The sequence below is a fragment of the Klebsiella sp. GN_Kp190 genome (assembly GCF_040061795.1).
Taxonomy (GTDB): Bacteria; Pseudomonadota; Gammaproteobacteria; order Enterobacterales; family Enterobacteriaceae; genus Klebsiella; species Klebsiella michiganensis.
In genome coordinates, this window is sequence record NZ_JBEAFN010000013.1 from 32,208 (window position 1) to 50,895 (window position 18,688).

An 18,688-nucleotide genomic window follows, 5' to 3' on the forward strand; every position below is an offset into this window, starting at 1 on the left:
TTACTTCAGCAGCTTATCCAGCATGTTGATATCGGTATTGTTGTGCAGATGCGGCACCGTCCAGCCGTTCTGGTCGTACTCGGACAGGCAGCGATCCACCATCGCCATCATTTTGTCCATGTTGCCGGAGCTCTGCGCCTGACGCAGGCACTGCAGGCGAATCTCATCCTGGCTACCGGAGTAGTTGATTTCGTACAGTTCATGACGGCCGCCAAACTCGCTGCCGATGGCGTCCCACATCAGTTTGAGGATCTTGATGCGCTCGACGTGATCCATGCCGTTCGATCCGCGCACGTATTTCGCCAGGTATTCGTTGATCTGCGGATTATTGAGATCGCGGGCGCTGGACGGCAGATAGATCAGGCCGCTGGTGACGTTGCGTTCAATAATGTTTTTGATTTTGGCGTAGGCCATCGGCGCCATCACGCGATAGGTTTGCAGCGCGGCGTGATCCGGCAGATACGCGCCGTTAACCCACGGCGTGGCTTCGGCGCACATCGAATCGCTCAGCGCCCAGAACATATTGCGCCAGGCCACCACTTCGCCGAGATCCGCCTGCACGCCGCGGAACTCCAGGGTTCCGGTACACTCCAGCGAGCGCTTGAGCAGGGCGGTGATGAAATCGAGCTTCACGGCCAGACGCACGCAGGCCTGTAGCGGATACATGCGGGCGAAACCGCCCTCCATCGTCCAGCGGCGGCAGCGATCGAAGTCGCGATAGATCAGCACGTTTTCCCATGGGATCAGCACATTATCCATCACCAGGATCGCATCGTTTTCGTCGAAGCGGCTGGAGAGCGGATAATCGTAGGGCGATCCGGTTGCTCCGGCGACCAGCTCATAGGAGGCGCGGGAGATAAGCTTGACCCCTTCGGCGTCCATCGGCGCGACGAACATCAGCGCGAAGTCCGGGTTTTCGCCCATCACCTGCGCCGAGCCGAAGCCAATCATGTTGTAGTGGGTGAGCGCCGAGTTGGTGGCTACCACTTTCGCGCCGCTGACGATGATCCCGGCATCGGTCTCTTTTTCCAGCTTGATATAGACGTCTTTCACTTCGTCGGCTGGCTTATGGCGGTCGATGGGCGGGTTGACGATGGCGTGGTTAAAGTAGAGGCCTGTTTCCTGGATGCGGGTGTACCAGCTGCGGGCGTTCTGTTCAAACTGACCATAAAACGCCGGGTTTGCGCCGAGCGCGCAGCCGAACGCGGCTTTGTAGTCCGGGGTACGTCCCATCCAGCCGTAGCTCAGGCGCGACCATTCGGCGATAGCGTCGCGCTGCTGGCGCAGATCGTCGGCGCTTTTCGCGACGCGGAAGAACTTGTGGGTATAGCCGCCGCTGCCGGTATCGGTCCCCCAGCACAGGGTATCCTGCAGCTCGGGTTTATGCAGCGCGTCGTACATCTGGGCGACGGAGGCGGCGGCGTTGCGGAACGCCGGGTGGGTGGTCACGTCCTTAACGCGTTCGCCGTAGATATAGATTTCGCGGCCGTCCTGCAGGCTCTTCAGGTACTCTTCACCGGTTAACGGGCGTTTAGCGTCGGCACGGAAATTTTCAGGTTTCATAGGTGACCTCTTCAGTATTAATCGGAATGCGATGTTAAATTTATGTTTTGTTTTTGTTGTTCAATTGAAGCGGTTAACGCGGCTTTCGTGAAGAGACTTTTAGGTCAACGGTCGGTACTTTTCAGGCGGGGTTGGGTTATGTGATCGGGGGTTGGTTTTTCTATTTTCCGGCCTGGCTCCCCGGTGATCCGACGACAAGCCAGGGCGGGTTTTGAATGTGTAGGCCGGACAGATGCGCAGCATCGCCTCCGGGAAATGCAGCGATTCTGCACTCTGCTCCGGGGGGGCGGCGCTTGATGCGCCTTGCCCGGGATACCGCCTCTCAGACGGCTGCGAACTCGCCGCGCCGTCCCCGGCAAGCTCTTATGATACCGGTACTTTTTGCGTTCTGAACGCGCTCGGCGAGCAGCCGACTAAGCGGTTAAAAAAGCGGGCAAAATAGGCCGGATCCTTAAAGCCCAGCTGCCAGGCTATCTCGTTGACCGCGCTGTCGGAAAAGAGCAGTAGCCTCTTGGCTTCGCGCAGCTGCCTGTCGAAAATCAGCCGTTTGGGCGGCCGGTTGGCGAAGCGGCGGCAGATATCGGTTAACCGGGATTCGGTCAGATGCAGCTCGCTGGCGTAATCCGGCACCGTCCAGTGCTGATGGTAGTGGCCGTCGATCAGCTGGTTAAACCGCTGGAACAGCTTGAGCTCGCCGCGTATCCCGCTGGCCGCGTGATCGTCAAGCTTCGCGTTGCGCAGCAGCAGGGTGAACACCGCCTGCGCCAGCAGCGTCAGGGTATGTTCCCGCCCCGGCAGCTGCGACGTCGATTCCCGTTCAATCAGCCGCCAGTAGTGCGCCAGCGCCGCCAGCTCCTCGGGCCTGTCGGCCAGCGACAGGCAGATGCCCGGCAGACCGAAAGCCTCCCGCGTGCCGGGATAGAGCACCTCCAGCAGCGGCCAGACCAGATCCTCGCGCACCGTCAGCACGTGACCGTCGCTATCGGACTCGGTGATAAAAGCGTGCGGCACCGAGGGCGGCGTCAGGACAAACAGCGGCGCCTGCACCGAATAGCGATGATCGTCGAGCTGCAGCTCAATCTGCCCGGTATCGAGAAAGTGCATCTGAAAATACTGGTCGTGACGGTGCGCCTGCATATCGCGGCCAAAGAACTCCGCCATCCTGGCAAACGATTGATAATGCACATCTTCCGTCCCCAGGCTCTCATCGTACTCTTTATTAATATCGATATTGGCTATCGGGCTCTGGCACATGGCGGCTCCTTACGGCGTCGCGCGCGGACGCGTTCCTTTCATCGGAATCACCCAGATAATCATCGCGCCGATGACCAGCAGGGCGGCGACGAACCACAGGCCGCTGCTGAAGCTGCCGGTAATATCCTTCAGCCAGCCGATCATAAAGGGGCTGAGCGCCGATCCGATATTACCCGTCGCGTTGATCACCGCGATGCCGATCGCTCTGGCGCGCAGGCTGATCGACTGATCCGGCGTGGTCCAGAAAATGGCCATTGCGCTAAACGATCCGGTGGAGGCCATCACGATCCCGAGCAGCTGGATCAGGTTGTGATCGGTGGCCGATGCCAGCAGCCAGCCCGCGGCGGCGAACAGGAACGGCAGGGCGGTGTGGTGCTTACGCTCCTGATGTTTATCGGAGTGGCGGCTCCAGTAGATCATTCCCAGAATGGTACAAATCTGCGGGATCGCCGCCAGCAGGCCGATGGTGATATTGCTGCTGCTTTCGTTAAAGCTTTTGAGGATCTGCGGCGTCCAGATGCTGATCGCGCTGAGCGTATTGGTCAGGCAGAAGTAGGCCAGGGTGTACATCAGCACGATCGGCGTGAACACTTCCCGCCACAGGCTGCGCTGCTGCATGGCGTGATGGCTGATCGCCCCTTCCGGCTGGACCAGCGTCAGGCGGTCGTTATCCATCATCTCCTGCAGGCATTTTTTATCATCCGCGGTCAGCCATTTCGCCTTCGACGGCGAATCATCAAGCCAGAACCAGACCATAATACCGAGCAGCACCGACGGGAAGCCTTCCAGCAGGAACAGCCACTGCCAGCCGTGCAGGTTCAGCAGGCCGTCCATCGACAGGATATAGCCGGAGACGATCGACCCCAGCGCGGTGGTCACCGGCATCGCGATCATAAACAGCGCGTTGGCGCGGGCGCGGAAAAAGGCCGGGAACCAGTAGGTCAGATAGAGCAGAATGCCGGGCAGAAAACCGGCCTCGGTGATCCCCACCAGCATGCGCAGGATATAAAGACTGTTCGGTCCGGTCGCGAACATGGTGGCGGTGGAGGCGATGCCCCACAGCACCATGATGGTGGCGATCCAGCGGCGAGCGCCAACGATGCTGAGCATCACGTTGCTGGGAATGCCGAATATCACGTAGGTGGCGTAAAACAGGGTGGTGGCAAGACCAAACATGGTGGCGTTAAGGCCCAGATCCTGGCCCATGGTCAGCCCGGCAAAACCGATATTGATGCGATCTAAAAACGAAAAGATAAACAGCACGAACAAAAAGACGATCAGGCGGCGAAAGAGCTTGTTGATAACCGACTGCTGCTGCGCCGTCAGCTGCTTGTGCTGATTAGCCGGATCGAACTTTTCCGGGATGGCAGATGATGTATCGCTCATTATCATTTTCCTCTAATGGGAATTTTGTAGGGTACTGCGGGTATTAATAGACGCCTGACGAACCCTGGGCGGTTTTTTCCGCGCCAAATCGCGCCGCCAGCGCTTCCGCGCCGCGGGCCAGCAGGGTGGTATCGACGCCGACGGCGACAAACAGCGCGCCGAGTTCCAGGTAACGCTTCGCCAGCGGCTCGCTGGCCATCAGGATCCCCGGCGCTTTGCCCGCCGCGCGAATTTGCCCGATGGCGCGCTCAATGGCGGCCTGCACTTCCGGGTGCTGCGGGTTGCCGCTGAAGCCCATATCGGCGCTCAGATCCGCCGGGCCAATAAACACGCCGTCCACGCCCTCGACATCGAGGATCTGCGGCAGATTGTTGAGCGCTTCGCGGGTTTCGATCTGCACCAGCACGCACATCGCGTCGTTGGCCTGATGGAGATAATCCGGGACGCGGTTCCAGCGCGAGGCGCGGGCCAGCGCGCTGCCGACGCCGCGAATGCCTGCGGGCGGGTAGCGGGTGGCTTTCACCGCCAGCCGCGCTTCGTCGGCGTTCTGCACCATCGGCACCAGCAGGGTTTGCGCGCCGATATCCAGCAGCTGTTTAATCTGCACCGGGTCGTTCCACGACGGCCGCACCACCGGCTGGCTGGGGTAGGGGGCGATCGCCTGTAGCTGGGTCAGTATCGTCTGCACGCTGTTTGGCGCGTGCTCGCCGTCGATCAGCAGCCAGTCGAACCCGGCCCCGGCCAGCAGCTCGGCGCTGTAGCTGCTGGTCAGCCCCAGCCACAGGCCAATCTGCGGACGACCCGCTTTTAAGGCGTCTTTAAAGGCGTTATGCATCATGTTTCTCCTAGACAAAGCGGCAGCTAATCGCGCCCATGTTGCCGTAGTCGACGTGGAAGGTGTCGCCCTTGCGCGCCGGTACCGGACGGGTAAAGGAGCCGCCGAGAATAATCTGCCCGGCTTCCAGCTGGACGTCGTACGGCGCCAGCTTGTTCGCCAGCCAGGCCACGCCGTTGGCCGGGTGATTCAGCACCCCCGCGGCGACGCCGGTCTCTTCAATCACGCCGTTGCGATAGAGCAGGGCGGCGATCCAGCGCAGATCCAGCTCGTCGGGTTTAATCGGGCGGCCGCCGAGGATCACCCCGGCGTTGGCGGCGTTATCGGAGATGGTGTCGAAGACTTTGCGCGGGCGCTGGGTTTCCGGGTCGATGTTGTGGCAGCGGGCGTCAATCAGCTCCAGCGCCGGGATCACGTAGTCGGTGGCGTTGTAGACGTCGAACAGGGTGCAGTGGGGGCCGCGCAGCGGTTTGGCCAGCACGAAGGCCAGCTCCACTTCGATACGCGGGATGATAAAGCGGTCGGTAGGGATATCGCCGCCGTCGTGGAAAAACATATCGTCCAGCAGCGCGCCGTAGTCCGGTTCGCTGATTTGCGAACTGGCCTGCATTGCTTTTGAGGTCAGGCCGATTTTATGTCCTTTCAGCACGCGGCCTTCGGCGATTTTCATATTTACCCATTCGCGCTGTACCGCGTAGGCATCTTCGATAGTGATCGTCGGGTGATCCAGCGAAATAGCGCGGATCTGTTCACGCTGTTTTTCCGCCTGGTTTAGCCGCTGGGCGATCAGGGTATGGGTATGTTTATCGAGCATAGTTGCTTCCTGTTACGTCATTCGGTGCTGCTGTGCCGGAAATAAAAGCCGGCGTCGTTTCGCCCTCTCCCGGCGGGAGAGGGCCTGACCGGCCGCACGCTATTTAAACAAGGCGTGCACGTTGTTCTGCTTGTAGTTCAGCGTCGGGTGCAGTTCATCAATCTCAAACGACAGCGCCAGATAGCGGCTCTCCATCAGCGCGGCGAAATGGGCTTTGATCAGCGTGAACAGCATATCGCCCACGTCCTGGCGGCTCTCCAGGCTGCGTCCGGCGCCAATTTTCAGCGTCATATGCACAAAGGCGTAATCGTGCTGGCCGTCGGCCATCTGCCAGGTATCCAGCCAGATGGCGCGGCTGCGAATGCCGCCGATGGGGAAGATGCCGGTGGCCGCCAGCGCGGCGTTCACTTTGCCGAACAGGCCCGGTAAATCAGCCTGCTCGCGGATGTTGTCGGTACATTCAGCGATAAAATGCGGCATTCTGCGTGCTCCTTACGCCGTTTCCGGCAGCGGGAAGACGGCGTTGACCTGACCGGTGCCGGAGCTGGCGAACAGCTCGGTAATAAACTCTACTTTGCCGTCGTATTTGTCCCAGCCCAGCAGGCCCAGCAGCATCACCGTGTCGTGCATATTGCCTTCGCCGAAGCAGTAGTCGGCGTACTCCGGCAGCATGGTGCAGAACTCTTTGAATTTGCCTTCGCGCCACAGCTTCACGACCCGTTCGTCCATCTGGTGATCGAACTCGCGGGTATAGCTGTTCATCCCCTCTTCGGCGCGCTGGTCGTCGATAAAACGGTGCGACAGCGAGCCGCTGGCAAAGACCGCCACGGTGCCGTCATATTTCTCGATAGCCTTAAGAATGGCTTCGCCCAGCTTGCGGCTGTCGGCAAAATCATGGACGGTACAGAACGCCGAGATAGAGACCACTTTGAAATGCTTATCGCTGTTCATATAGCGCATCGGTACCAGGGTGCCGTACTCCAGCTTCAGGCTTGGAATGTTATGCGCTTTGGCGCGGACCCCGAGTTTGACCGCTTCGTCGGCGATCAGGTGGCCGAGCGCCGGGTTACCGTCGTAGTCATAGGTCATGTCGCGAATAAAATGCGGCAGCTCGTTGCTGGTGTAGACGCCCTGGAAATGGTCGGCACAGTTGATGTGGTAGGCGCTGTTAACCAGCCAGTGGGTATCAAAGACGATGATGGTATCCACGCCCAGCTCGCGGCACCGCTTGCCGATTTCTTTATGCCCATCGATGGCTCCCTGGCGGCAGCCGTGGTTTTTACCCGGCAGTTCAGAGAGATACATAGACGGTACGTGAGTGATTTTTGCTGCTAACGCTAACTTTCCCATATCAGACTCCCCATTTTGGGATCGGATGGTCGCCCATCGAGATGCAGACGTTTTTCATTTCAGCGAACACTTCAAAGCTGTATTCGCCGCCTTCGCGGCCGGTACCGGAGGCCTTCACGCCGCCGAACGGCTGACGCAGGTCGCGGACGTTCTGGGTGTTGACGAACACCATTCCGGCTTCGATGCCGCGCGCCAGGCGCAGCACCTTGCTGACGTCCTGGGTCCAGATATAAGAGGCGAGGCCGTACTCCACGTCGTTGGCCAGGCGCAGACCTTCCGCCTCGTCTTTAAACGGCAGCAGACAGGCTACCGGGCCAAAAATCTCTTCCTGCGCCACGCGCATGCGGTTATCGACGTCCGCCAGCACCGTTGGCCGCAGGAAGTTGCCGTTTCTCAGATGGGCGGGCAGATCGGCGGGTTTATCCGCGCCGCCGGCCAGCAGGGTCGCCCCTTCTTCAATGCCGAGGCGGATATAGCCGGAGACTTTCTCCCAGTGCTGCTGGCTAATCAGCGCGCCCACCTGGGTATTCGGGTCGGTGGGGTCGCCGACGCGCAGGCGGTTAGCCCGCTCGGCGAAGCGTTTAATGAACTCGGGGTAGATGCTCTGCTGAATGAAGATGCGCGAGCCGGCGGTGCAGCGTTCGCCGTTGATCGAGAAAATGGTGAACAGCGCGGCGTCGAGGGCGCGCTCAATATCGGCGTCTTCGAAAATCAGCACCGGCGATTTGCCGCCCAGCTCCATGGAGTACTTTTTCAGCCCGGCGTTTTTCATGATGTTGCGCCCGGTGGCGGTACCGCCGGTGAACGAGACCGCGCGTACGTCATGGTGGCGGACCAGCGCATCGCCCGCCGTCGCGCCGTAGCCCTGAACCACGTTCAGCACCCCCGGCGGAATACCCGCCTCCAGCGCCAGTTCGCCGAGACGGTCGGCGGTTAGCGGCGACAGTTCGGACATCTTCAGCACCGCGGTATTCCCCAAGGCCAGGCACGGCGCCACCTTCCAGGTGGCGGTCATAAACGGCACGTTCCACGGCGACACCAGCGCGCAGACGCCGACCGGCTGCACGAGGGTGTAGTTGAGCATCTTGTCGTCAACCGGGTAGGTCTTGCCGTTCATCTGCTGGCACACTTCGGCGAAGAATTCGAAGTTGTGCGAGGCGCGCGGGATCAGCACGTTTTTGGTCTGGTGGATCGGCAGGCCGGTATCGGCGGTCTCCATAGCGGCGATCTCCGGGACGTTCTGGTCGATCAGATCCCCCAGCCTGCGCATCAGACGCGCGCGCTCTTTCATCGGCAGATTGGCCCATTTCGGGAACGCCTCTTTCGCCGCCGCCACCGCCTGATTCACCTCGTCGGCGCCGCCGGAGGCGACTTCCGCCAGCACTTCGCCGGTGGCCGGATTAGTGGTGTGGAAATATTCCGCGGCGGCGACGTTTTTGCCGTTGATCCAGTGGTTAATTTTTTTCATGACAGCTTCTCCTCATATGCCTGCTGGCTAATGATGTGGTTGACCAGGCGGCCGACGCCTTCCACTTCGACGATCACTTCATCGCCCGGCACCACGTCCGACAGCCCCTTCGGCGTGCCGGTGGCGATCATGTCGCCCGGCTGCAGGGTCATAAATTCGCTGAGGTAAGCGATCAGGAACGGAATGCTGAAGATCAGATCGGCGGTGGTGCCCTGCTGGCGCAGTTCGCCGTTGACCCAGGTGCACAGCGCCAGGTTGTGCGGATCGGGGATCGCCTCTTTGCTGACGATCCACGGGCCTATCGGCGTCAGGGTGTCGCGGCTTTTGACCCGCAGGTTGGGACGATAGTAGTTTTCCAGGTAGTCGCGGATGGCGTAGTCGTTGCAGACGGTGTACCCGGCTACGTACGCCATGGCGTCAGCTTCGGCGACCTTACGCGCGGTTTTGCCGATCACCACCACCAGTTCAGCCTCGTAGTGCATGTACTCGACGTTATCCGGGCGCACCGACTCTTGCCTATGGCCGATAAAGGTGTTGGGCGCTTTGATAAACACCAGCGGTTCGGTTGGCGGCGTAAACGCCAGCTCGCTGGCGTGATCGGCGTAGTTCAGGCCCAGCGCGAACAGGGTGCCGTCGGCGGGCGGCAGCCAGCGAAACTCGCCTTCCTGAAGTAACCTGCCGTTGGCGAGCTGGACCTGCCCGCGTTCATCAACCTGGACATCGTGCCGTTGCCCCTGCCACTCAATACGTGCCTGTTTCATGCCAGTTCTCCTTCAGCAACCACCGGGTTTTCCAGCGCCGGGAAGCCCTCGGCGAGAATGCGTACGCGATCGCCGGGGCGCAGCGTAACGCGGGAGTGGGGCGTACCGATCAGAATCGCATCGCCGGGATTGAGGGTGGCGAATTCGCTCAGGGCGCTCAGCAGCTCGGCGGCGGAGCGCTGGAGATCGACGGTATTCCAGCTGTCCGCCTCGCGACCGTTGATTTCGGTGATGATGGTCAGGTTATCGACGTTGCTGAGCGGCGCGAGCGCGCCAAGCGGGCAGAAGCCGTCGCGGCATTTGGCTTTGATGGCCGGACGATAGAAGCTCTCTTCCGGCAGGCTGACGTCGTTCGCCAGCGCGTACCCGGCGATATAAGCCGCGGCGTCTTCCGCGGCGATTTTGCGTGCGGTTTTACCGACGATTAGCGCCACGGTGGCGCCGCTCTGCACGGTTTCGCCTTGCGGATAGGGAATGCTCTCGCCGTCGCCGATAACGGTGTTGCGCGGTTTGATAAACCAGACCGCGGTCTTCGGCGGGGTTTTATACGGGGCCTGCTGGAACGCTTCGCGCCAGGCGTCGAGCTGGCTGCGGTGGTTAAGCGCCACGGCGAAGATGGTACCTTTCATTGACCACTCCTCTGCTACGGAATTAGGAAGTTAGTTAATTCATTAATATGTTAATGATCATCTTTTATGCTTTGCGGAAAGGTTTGGCAAACAGAAGTGAATGTTTTGTGATCGGATTAACAATAAATTTACAGTTATATTTTTTGTTTGTTGTTAATCAATTAGATAATTAATTTTTTTGTACCTTCTGGTACTTTTCAGGGGCAGAAACCGGTTGCCTTCAGAAGGAATTAGCGCTAATTATTAACTTATTAACAGATTGGGGATTTATTTCAGAGGTATGTGATGCATGATTCGTTAACTATCGCGCTGCTGCAGGCGCGGGAAGCGGCGATGGCCCACTTTCGGCCCATCGTTAAACGCCACAATCTGACCGAGCAGCAGTGGCGTATCGTGCGCATCCTCGCCGAAAATCCGTCGATGGATTTTCACGATCTGGCCTTTCGCGCCTGTATTTTACGTCCGAGCCTGACCGGTATTCTGACCCGCATGGAGCGCGACGGCCTGGTGCTGCGTTTAAAACCGGTTAACGATCAGCGCAAGCTGTACGTTTCGCTGACGCCTGCGGGCCTGAAGCTGTATGAAAGCGCCCAGGCCCAGGTGGAAGAAGCCTATCGCCAGATAGAAGCCCAATTTACCGTCGAAAAAATGCGTCAGCTTACCGCGCTGCTGGAGGAGTTTATCGCCCTGGGGAATGGGGTGGGTGGAGAGGAAGAAGCGTAATTTTCCTTCCGTGAAGCTAGAAATATTCCCCCGGTCGCGCTGTGCTTACCGGGGCTACGGGCCGGTGCCATCCTGTAGCCCGGATAAGGCGCCAGCCGCCATCCGGGGAGTTCCCTGCCACTCAGAACAGGGTATCGAGCTCTTCCAGCACGTTATACTGCTCGTCCACCAGCAGTAGGGTTTTCCATTTATCAAACGTCAGGCACGGATGCGAGGTGCCGAACACCAGAATATCGCCGACCTGCACGTCGCTGCCTGGCGCGAGGCGCAGCATACAGTGCTGATCCATGATCCCGACGCTCTCGATCCCCGCCGCGGAGATCTGCTCGCCGTTGCGATAGCGAGCGATCGGCTGCGGCAGTCCGGCGTCGAAGGCGCAGTCGCGTTTGCCGAAGTTGACCACCGCACGATCCGCTTCCGGCACCGACTGGACCATCGCCATCAGTTCCAGCGCCGAGGTTAAATCACCGCCCAGATCGCAGGCGATCGGATCGCGCGCCACCAGCGCTTTCTGCGCGATATCGTAGATCCCCCGATCGTGGGTGATATAGCAGCCGGGGCGGATAACGATCCGGCAGCGCGCCGGTTTCTTCGCCGCCAGCCAGATATTGCACACCACGTCATACCAGACGGTACCGGCGCCGGTCAGCACAAACTCCCCCTCAACCAGATGCGCCATCCGGCAGGCCAAATCGGCGGCCTGGCGCAGCAGAGCTTCCACCTGCGGCTGCGGATCGTCGCCGTGCAACACCCCTTCATACAGCTCAAGTCCGCGCAGCTTAAGGCCCGGAAGGTCCGCGACGGCCTCCGCCAGGGTCTGCGCATCCTCAACGCTGCGGCAGCCGCAGCGCCCGCCGGCCACGCCCAGCTCAATCAGCACGTCCAGCGTTTGCCGCCGTTCGCTGAAAAAGGCCGACAGCGCGCGGGCGTTGGCGAGGCTATCGATGCAGCAGATAAACTCCGCCGCCCGGTAATGCGCTTTCAGGCGCGATACCGCCTGCATATTCGCCCTGCCGACCAGCTGATTGACCATCAGGACGCGCTCAACGCCGCTGGCCATCGCCGCGCTGGCCTGCCAGGCGCTGCCCACGCCGATTCCCCATGCGCCCGCCCGCTGCTGGGCCTGAAAAATCCACGGCGTCATCGTTGTTTTACCGTGCGGCGCCAGCGAGACGCCGCGCGCGTCGGCGTAGCGCTGCATCCAGGCGATGTTATTTTCCAGCGCCGTTTTTTTCAGCAGCGCGGCGGGGAGGCAGACCTCCTCCGCCAGCAGATTTGCCGGAGCGGCCATCACGGCGGCTTTGTGCGGAATAAGCGTATCGGAGTGGTATTTCATAACACTATCCTTTTAGGGTTTATGCTCGGAATAAAGCTGAGTATCAATTTTAATTAATTGAAAAATATAAATTTAATATGTGATTTTTATTGTTTGTGAATAAAAGTATCACAATTTGATCTGGTTTTTGCGTAGTTTTCCACTGTTTTTCCGCCTTGTAAATGGTTAACTTGTCGACAGAGTTGAAAGGGAGTCATTGCGATGAAAGTTAACTGGCTTTTCAAAAACGTCACGGTCATTGACGGCAGCGGCGGACCGCAGTTTCGCGGCGACGTGGCGGTGAAGGGCGATCGGATTGTAGATATGGCCCCGGCGCTGAACCTGCCGGCGGAGCAGGTGATTGACGGGCAGGGGCGCGTGCTGGCGCCCGGGTTTATCGATGTGCATACCCATGACGACATCAACGTCATTCGTATGCCAGCCTATTTGCCCAAGCTGAGTCAGGGGGTGACGACGGTGATTGTCGGCAACTGCGGGATCAGCGCGGCGACGGCGACCCTGCGCGACGGCGTGCCTGACCCGATGAACCTGCTGGGCGAGCAGGAGCATTTTGTTTACCCCACCGTTGATGCTTACGCCCAGGCGGTGGAGGCGGCGAAGCCGTCATTGAACGTCGGCACGCTGATTGGCCATACCGCGCTGCGCAATAACCATATGGACGATCTGTTCCGTCCGGCGACGGACACCGAGATCGCCGGAATGCGGGTGCAGCTGCGCGACGCGCTGCGCCAGGGGGCACTGGGTCTGAGCAGCGGGCTGGCCTACGCCAGCGCGTTTCAGTCCACCACCGAAGAGGTGATGGCGCTGGCCGAGGAGCTGGCGGCGGAGGGGGGAATTTATACCACCCACCTGCGTTCTGAGTTCGAGCCGATTCTGGAGGCGCTCGACGAGGCGTTCCGCATTGGCCGCCACGGCAACGTGCCGGTGGTGGTCTCGCATCATAAGTGCGCCGGCGCGAAAAACTGGGGCCGCACCCGCGAGACGCTGGCCTTCTTCGATGAGATGCGCCAGCGCCAGGAGATTGCCTGCGACTGCTATCCCTACTCCGCCAGCTCATCGACGCTGGATATGAAGCAGGTGACCGATGAGTTCGATATCGTCATCACCTGGTCGGAAGCGCAGCCCGAGCAGGCCGGGAAAACCCTGCGGCAGATTGCCGACGGCTGGCAGGTTAGCCTGCACGAGGCGGCGGCGCGGCTGATGCCCGCAGGCGCCATCTACTACAACATGGACGAGCAGGACGTACGGCGGGTGCTGCGTTACCCGGTGACCATGATCGGCTCCGACGGTCTGCCGAACGACCCGATGCCGCATCCGCGGCTGTGGGGCGCGTTCCCGCGGGTCCTGGGCCACTACAGCCGCGATGAACGGCTGTTTCCGCTGACCACCGCTATCCACAAAATGACCGGGCTGTCGGCGGCGCGTTTCCAGCTGGCGGATCGTGGGTTGGTGAAAGTGGGCTACTTTGCCGATCTGGTGCTGTTCGATCCGCAGACGGTGCGCGATGTCGCCAGCTTCTCCGACCCGAAACAACCGGCGGAGGGGATCGAGGCGGTGATGGTCAACGGCGTGATGAGCTACGGCAGCGACAAAAAGATTATCGGGCGCGCGGGGCGTTTCCTGCGCCGCCAAATGAACTAAGGAGTGCAAAATGAGTATTAAACGTTATGGCGTAGAAGGCGGTACCGGCACCGGCGGGCAGCATCTGCCGTTCGCGCGCGCGGTGGAGGCGGGGGGCTGGCTGTACGTTTCCGGCCAGACGCCGATGAAGGACGGTGAAGTGGTGGAAGGCGGGATTGTCGACCAGGCGCGTCTGGCGATTCAGAACTGCGTGGATATCATGACCGAAGCGGGCTACACCCTGGCCGACGTGGTGCACGTCAAGGTGATCCTCACCGATGCGCGCTATTTCCAGTCTTTCAATAAAGTGTTCCGCGAGTTCTTTGGCGACAACCCGCCCGCCCGTATCTGCTGCGTCGCAGACCTGGTGGTGGATTGTAAAGTCGAAGTAGATGTGACCTGTTATAACGCGGCTCGCGTATAAAAATTTATTAACCAGAAATATAAACAGGATTTTTGAGCGCTGAATTCATTCAGCGCTTCGTAGCCTTTTACCTTTTACATACTCAACTGGCAGGATGTGAATAATGAATAGTCATATCTTTTTAGTCGGCTTTATTATTTACGCGTTGGCCATGATTTGGCTTGGCTGGTACGTGTCGCGTAATCAAAAAAGCGGTGAAGATTTTTTACTCGGCGGCCGTTCCTTACCGCTGTTCCTGACGCTGGGCTCCACCGTGGCGACCATGGTGGGGACCGGTTCAAGCATGGGCGCCGTAGGCTTCGGCTACAGCAACGGCTGGGCCGGAATGCTCTACGGCGTGGGCGGAGCCATCGGTATTTTACTGGTGGCCTGGCTGTTTGCCCCGGTGCGTAAACTGCGCTTTATGACCATGAGCGAAGAGCTCTCTTATTATACGGGCGGCAGCCATTTAATTAAAAATATCGTTGGCATAATGATATTTGTTGCCTCGATTGGCTGGCTGGGGGCGCATATTCTTGGCGGCAGCATGTATTTATCCTGGGCGACGGGGATAAATCTGACGGTGGCCAAAATTATTATTGCCCTGGCCTTTGCGATTTACGTCATCATCGGCGGTTATTCTGCGGTGGTATGGACGGATACCATTCAGGCATTAATTCTCTTTTTCGGCTTTATCCTGATGGCGATTCTGGCGGTGGTTCACGTCGGGGGATGGGATGCCATCGTACAGGCGATGGATCCCAGGGCGATGAGCCTGTTCGCGGTCGATAAGCTGGGCGTCATTCCGGCGCTATCGCTGGCGATGGTCATCGGCGTCGGCGTGCTGGCGACCCCTTCCTATCGCCAGCGTATTTATTCGGGGAAAGATGTCTCTTCAGTGCGCCGCTCGTTTGTCTATACCGGCGTGCTGTATCTGTTTTTCTCGGTGCTGCCGGCGATTATCGGCATGGCGGCATGGACCATGAACCCCCATCTTGAGAACAGCAACTACGCCTTCCTGTTCGCCACCAGCTTCCTGCCGGCGATACTGGGTCTGGTGGTGCTGATTGCCGGGCTTTCCGCCACCATGTCTTCGGCCAGCTCCGATGCGATAGCCGCCGTGGCCATCATGATGCGCGATGTCTACACCCTCGTTACCGGAAAAATGCCGCCGGCGCATAAGGCGATAACGCTCTCCCGCTGGATGCTGGCGTTCGTTATCGGCCTGGCGATGATCTTCGCCCTGACCTCGAACGATATCATCAGCTATATCACCAAAATGATCTCCATGCTGATGTCCGGGCTGTTCGTCTGTTCAATTCTGGGCCGCTTCTGGCTGCGCTTTAACTGGCAGGGCGCGCTCACCGCGCTGCTGAGCGGCATGCTGGTGTCGATTGTGGTTCTGATGAAAGCCGACTGGCTGGCTTACTGGGGCAATCCGTGCATACCGTCGGTCGTCGGCAGCTTCGTTTCCGCCATTTTTGTCACCGTCATGACGCCAGCCAGCAAAATCAGCCGTCAGCAGGCGCTGGAAATGATTACGCAAGAGCGGGAAGGGCAGGCGATCCCGGCGAAGACGGCGGTGCAGGCCTCGGGAGAAGCACCATGAAGGACTATATTGCCGTCGACTGGGGCTCTACCCAGCTGCGCGGCTGGCTGATTCGCAACGGCCAGTGCGTCGGGACGAAGCAGCTGCCGCTGGGCATCACCCGCCTGAACGGACGATCGCCCGCCGACGTATTCGCGGAGCATGTGGCCCCCTGGCGCGGCGCCGAAATGCTGCCGGTGCTGATGGCCGGGATGATCGGCAGCGATGCGGGCTGGCAAGCGGTGCCGTATGTGGCCTGCCCGGCGGCGATCGACGCGCCGGGGCAGCAGCGATGCGCCGTGGCTGAAGGCGTGTGGATTATTCCCGGGCTCAAGATTGCCCAGGGCGGGGAGTTCAACGTGATGCGCGGCGAAGAGACGCAGCTGCTGGGGGCTATGGAGCTGGCGCCGGCGGAGTGCTACGTGCTGCCGGGCACCCACTGCAAATGGGTACAGGTGACGGACGGCATGGTGCGTCATTTTACCACGGCGATGACCGGCGAACTGCACCATCTGCTGATGACGCAATCGCTTATCGGCAAAGGGCTGCCGGCCCAGCAGGCGGACGAGGCGGCCTTTGAACAGGGGCTGGAAAAAGGGCTGGCGCAGCCGTCGCTGATTAGCGAACTGTTTGTTGCCAGAGCCGCCCGGGTACTCGGGGCGCTGGCGGCAACCTCGGTCAGCGACTATCTCTCCGGGCTGCTGATTGGCGCGGAGGTGGCGACCCTCGGGCAGCGTTACCGTACCTCCGGCGTCACGCTGGTTGGCGACCCGGCGCTGAATGCCCGCTACAGCCGGGCGATGAGGGCGCGCGGAATGACGGTTAACAGCTGTAACGGCGATGAGGCGCTGCTGGGCGGCATGGCGAGGATAATGCATGGACAAGATTAAACTGGTAGCGATTTTACGCGGTATTCGCCCCGCTGAGGCGGCGGAGCATATTGAGACGCTGATAAAGGCGGGATTTCGCTATATCGAAATTCCGCTCAATTCACCGGACTGGCAGCAGAGCATTCCGCAGATGGCCGCGCGCTTCGGCGAGCAGGCGGTGATTGGCGCGGGAACGGTGCTTAAGGTGGAGCAGGTCGATTTTCTGGCCGATGCCGGGGCGAAGCTTATCGTGACGCCGAATACTCAGCCGGCGACCATCCGCCGGGCGGTGGCGCGCGGAATGCGGGTCTGCGCAGGATGCGCTACCGCGACCGAGGCGTTTAGCGCGCTGGACGCCGGGGCGCAGTGGCTGAAGATTTTCCCGTCTTCCACCTTCGGCCCGGACTATATTCGGGCGCTGAAAGCGGTGCTGCCGCCGGAGGTGCCGGTGCTGGCGGTCGGCGGCGTGACGCCGGAGAATCTGGCGAGCTGGGTCGAGGCGGGATGCGCCGGCGCCGGTCTGGGAAGCGATCTGTATCGCGCCGGGCAGGCCGTGGAGCGTACCCGTCAGCAGGCGGAGAGGTTTATCGCCGCCGCCCGCAGCGGTTAATCGCCCAGCGGCTGCCTGTCGACGCCGCCGCGATGGCTGTCGAGCGCCAGCTTAATCCGGCGCAGCCTGCCTTTTGCCTGGGTTTTGTTGGCCATCGCCAGTTCGGTGGCCAGCACGTCAACCATCGCCAGCATCGCATAGCGTGAAGTGCTGGGCTTGAAGATATAGTCGTTTTCGCGCACCAGCAGCGGCAGCACCAGATCCGCCTGCTCCGCCAGCGGCGTTCCGGCGGGGGTGATGGCAATGACCTTTGCGCCGTACTGCCTGGCAATCGCCGCGCTTTCAATGATTTCCTGGGTATAGCCGCCTAAGGACAGCACGATAACCACATCCTTTGGCGTGACCGCCGAGCTCATCATGCGCACCAGCAGACCGTCGTTCTGGCTGACCACCGGCAGGCCGAGGCGAAACAGACGGTACTGGATCTCCTGGGCGCAGATGGTGGAGCCGCCGCCCATCCCGAGGGCCAGGATCTGCCGCGCGTCGCTCAGCCAGCTCACCGCGCGCTTCAGCGCTTCAATGTCCAGCGCCCGGCGGTTGGTTTCCAGCACGCCGATGATCGACTCGTAGATCCCCTGCACGCCCTCAAGGTCCGGAACATCGAGGATAAATCGCTGCCCGACCGCCAGGGATTGCGCGAGCTTCATCTTCAGTTCGCGGACGTCTTTGCAGCCGAGCGCCCGGGCAAAGCGGGTGACCGAGGCCTGGCTGGTGTGGGTCAGGCGCGCCATCTCCGCGATGGGCAGCTCCGCCGCCGCCGCGACATCATCGAGAATAAACTGCGCGATGCGTTTTTCGGTCGCCGTGAGTTCCACAAAGCGATCGGTAATGCAGGAAATGATATCGATTGACCAGGACATACGGGTATCAACGGGTAAGTTTTGAATGGTACTTTGTACCATATTCCGCCGCTGAAATCAGTGCCGGAGGCTACAGCGCTAAGCGCATGGCGCAGCGCGTTTCCGGCGGCAGGCCGTGTTCCGTTTCCAGCTCCCTTTTCGCCGCCAGCCCTGCCGGTAGCCTTAGCTCGCTTAACATTGAAAACCCCAGGCGCGTGTAAAACGGCGCGTTCCACGGCACGTCGCGGAAGGTGGTGAGCGTGACCGCCGGATACGCCGCCTGGCGGGCTGTCTCAATGACCTGCTCCAGCATCATGCGGCCAACGCCTCGTCCCTGCCACGCCTGATGAACGGCGATCTCCACGATAAACAGCGCATCGTCCAGCGGTTCGCTTAGCAGGAAGCCTATCGGTTGGTCATCGGCCACGGCCAGCAGGCTATGGTCAGTTTCAAGAAACAGCCGGTGGCGCTCGGGGCTTATCACTTCGCTTTCCGCCAGCCAGGCCAGCGCCGGGATCTGGCGAAAAGCCTGGGCCGCCGAGCGCTCAATGGCGGGCAGAAGAGGGATGTCTCTCTCCTCAGTCAGGCGTAACGTCGCGGCGGCGGTTATAGTGTTAGTTTTCATCACCTCAGCATAGCA

At 60.3% G+C, this 18,688-nt stretch carries 19 protein-coding genes and 1 pseudogene; 6 read left to right on the forward strand and 14 right to left on the reverse strand.

Annotated features, from left to right (window positions below):
• The 10 genes from hpaB to ABLU67_RS10850 all read right to left on the reverse strand — a co-directional run bounded on the left by hpaB (position 1) and on the right by ABLU67_RS10850 (position 10,060).
• Positions 1–1,563, reverse strand: a complete 1,563-nt coding sequence (gene hpaB / locus ABLU67_RS10805; RefSeq protein ID WP_049082901.1) for a 4-hydroxyphenylacetate 3-monooxygenase, oxygenase component — start codon at positions 1,561–1,563, stop codon at positions 1–3.
• Between the two features lie 363 nt (positions 1,564–1,926).
• Entirely contained in the window at positions 1,927–2,817 is an 891-nt protein-coding gene (hpaA, locus tag ABLU67_RS10810) for a 4-hydroxyphenylacetate catabolism regulatory protein HpaA (protein WP_009652862.1), read from the reverse strand.
• A gap of 9 nt (positions 2,818–2,826) precedes the next feature.
• A complete protein-coding gene (gene hpaX / locus ABLU67_RS10815) occupies positions 2,827–4,203 on the reverse strand; it encodes a 4-hydroxyphenylacetate permease (RefSeq protein WP_014227785.1) in 1,377 nt (458 codons plus the stop codon).
• A gap of 43 nt (positions 4,204–4,246) precedes the next feature.
• Positions 4,247–5,038 (reverse strand): 4-hydroxy-2-oxoheptanedioate aldolase, encoded by a 792-nt coding sequence (gene hpaI / locus ABLU67_RS10820; RefSeq protein WP_004098302.1) that lies wholly within the window; start codon positions 5,036–5,038, stop codon positions 4,247–4,249.
• A 10-nt stretch (positions 5,039–5,048) separates the two neighbouring features.
• On the reverse strand, positions 5,049–5,852 hold the full coding sequence (gene hpaH / locus ABLU67_RS10825) for a 2-oxo-hept-4-ene-1,7-dioate hydratase (protein ID WP_348852293.1): 804 nt from the start codon (positions 5,850–5,852) through the stop codon (positions 5,049–5,051).
• A gap of 99 nt (positions 5,853–5,951) precedes the next feature.
• The gene (locus ABLU67_RS10830; protein WP_004098305.1) at positions 5,952–6,332 is read right to left on the reverse strand and encodes a 5-carboxymethyl-2-hydroxymuconate Delta-isomerase; all 381 of its coding nucleotides are present in this window, start codon (positions 6,330–6,332) and stop codon (positions 5,952–5,954) included.
• Between the two features lie 12 nt (positions 6,333–6,344).
• Positions 6,345–7,202, reverse strand: a complete 858-nt coding sequence (gene hpaD, locus ABLU67_RS10835) for a 3,4-dihydroxyphenylacetate 2,3-dioxygenase (protein ID WP_128696658.1) — start codon at positions 7,200–7,202, stop codon at positions 6,345–6,347.
• A gap of 1 nt (position 7,203) precedes the next feature.
• Positions 7,204–8,670, reverse strand: a complete 1,467-nt coding sequence (hpaE, locus tag ABLU67_RS10840; protein ID WP_014227787.1) for a 5-carboxymethyl-2-hydroxymuconate semialdehyde dehydrogenase — start codon at positions 8,668–8,670, stop codon at positions 7,204–7,206.
• A complete protein-coding gene (locus ABLU67_RS10845) occupies positions 8,667–9,431 on the reverse strand; it encodes a fumarylacetoacetate hydrolase family protein (protein ID WP_046877829.1) in 765 nt (254 codons plus the stop codon). Before ABLU67_RS10845 ends, hpaE begins: the two co-directional genes overlap by 4 nt.
• Positions 9,428–10,060 carry a fumarylacetoacetate hydrolase family protein gene (locus ABLU67_RS10850; protein ID WP_048262622.1) on the reverse strand — a complete coding sequence of 211 codons (633 nt, stop codon included), beginning with the start codon at positions 10,058–10,060 and terminating at the stop codon, positions 9,428–9,430. The genes ABLU67_RS10845 and ABLU67_RS10850 overlap by 4 nt, the downstream gene beginning before the upstream one ends.
• Positions 10,061–10,345: 285 nt before the next feature.
• On the opposite strand from ABLU67_RS10850, the gene hpaR reads away from it, so the two are divergent.
• Positions 10,346–10,783: a homoprotocatechuate degradation operon regulator HpaR gene (hpaR, locus tag ABLU67_RS10855; RefSeq protein ID WP_014227790.1), complete on the forward strand. Its 438-nt coding sequence runs from the start codon at positions 10,346–10,348 to the stop codon at positions 10,781–10,783.
• A 121-nt stretch (positions 10,784–10,904) separates the two neighbouring features.
• Here the strand turns inward: hpaR and ABLU67_RS10860 are convergent, their stop codons facing one another.
• Positions 10,905–12,119, reverse strand: coding sequence for an amino acid deaminase (locus ABLU67_RS10860; RefSeq protein ID WP_348852294.1), 1,215 nt, complete (start codon positions 12,117–12,119; stop codon positions 10,905–10,907).
• Positions 12,120–12,216: 97 nt separating this feature from the next.
• A pseudogene (locus tag ABLU67_RS10865) lies at positions 12,217–12,343 on the reverse strand (hypothetical protein); the annotation flags it as partial.
• Between ABLU67_RS10865 and ABLU67_RS10870 the strand changes: the two are divergent.
• The 5 genes from ABLU67_RS10870 to ABLU67_RS10890 all read left to right on the forward strand — a co-directional run bounded on the left by ABLU67_RS10870 (position 12,321) and on the right by ABLU67_RS10890 (position 17,209).
• Entirely contained in the window at positions 12,321–13,760 is a 1,440-nt protein-coding gene (locus ABLU67_RS10870) for a D-aminoacylase (RefSeq protein WP_057173121.1), read from the forward strand. The pseudogene ABLU67_RS10865 and the gene ABLU67_RS10870 sit on opposite strands and share 23 nt — an antisense overlap.
• Before the next feature lie 10 nt (positions 13,761–13,770).
• Positions 13,771–14,163, forward strand: coding sequence for a RidA family protein (locus ABLU67_RS10875; RefSeq protein ID WP_004098320.1), 393 nt, complete (start codon positions 13,771–13,773; stop codon positions 14,161–14,163).
• A 103-nt stretch (positions 14,164–14,266) separates the two neighbouring features.
• On the forward strand, positions 14,267–15,751 hold the full coding sequence (locus ABLU67_RS10880; RefSeq protein ID WP_128696660.1) for a sodium:solute symporter family protein: 1,485 nt from the start codon (positions 14,267–14,269) through the stop codon (positions 15,749–15,751).
• On the forward strand, positions 15,748–16,620 hold the full coding sequence (locus tag ABLU67_RS10885) for a 2-dehydro-3-deoxygalactonokinase (RefSeq protein ID WP_128696661.1): 873 nt from the start codon (positions 15,748–15,750) through the stop codon (positions 16,618–16,620). Before ABLU67_RS10880 ends, ABLU67_RS10885 begins: the two co-directional genes overlap by 4 nt.
• Positions 16,607–17,209 (forward strand): 2-dehydro-3-deoxy-6-phosphogalactonate aldolase, encoded by a 603-nt coding sequence (locus ABLU67_RS10890; RefSeq protein WP_032747798.1) that lies wholly within the window; start codon positions 16,607–16,609, stop codon positions 17,207–17,209. The genes ABLU67_RS10885 and ABLU67_RS10890 overlap by 14 nt, the downstream gene beginning before the upstream one ends.
• Here the strand turns inward: ABLU67_RS10890 and ABLU67_RS10895 are convergent.
• A complete protein-coding gene (locus ABLU67_RS10895) occupies positions 17,206–18,069 on the reverse strand; it encodes a MurR/RpiR family transcriptional regulator (RefSeq protein ID WP_014227796.1) in 864 nt (287 codons plus the stop codon). The genes ABLU67_RS10890 and ABLU67_RS10895 overlap by 4 nt on opposite strands.
• A gap of 70 nt (positions 18,070–18,139) precedes the next feature.
• Complete coding sequence (locus ABLU67_RS10900) at positions 18,140–18,673, reverse strand: GNAT family N-acetyltransferase (RefSeq protein WP_029946908.1); 534 nt, start codon at positions 18,671–18,673, stop codon at positions 18,140–18,142.
• Between the last annotated feature and the right edge of the window lie 15 nt (positions 18,674–18,688).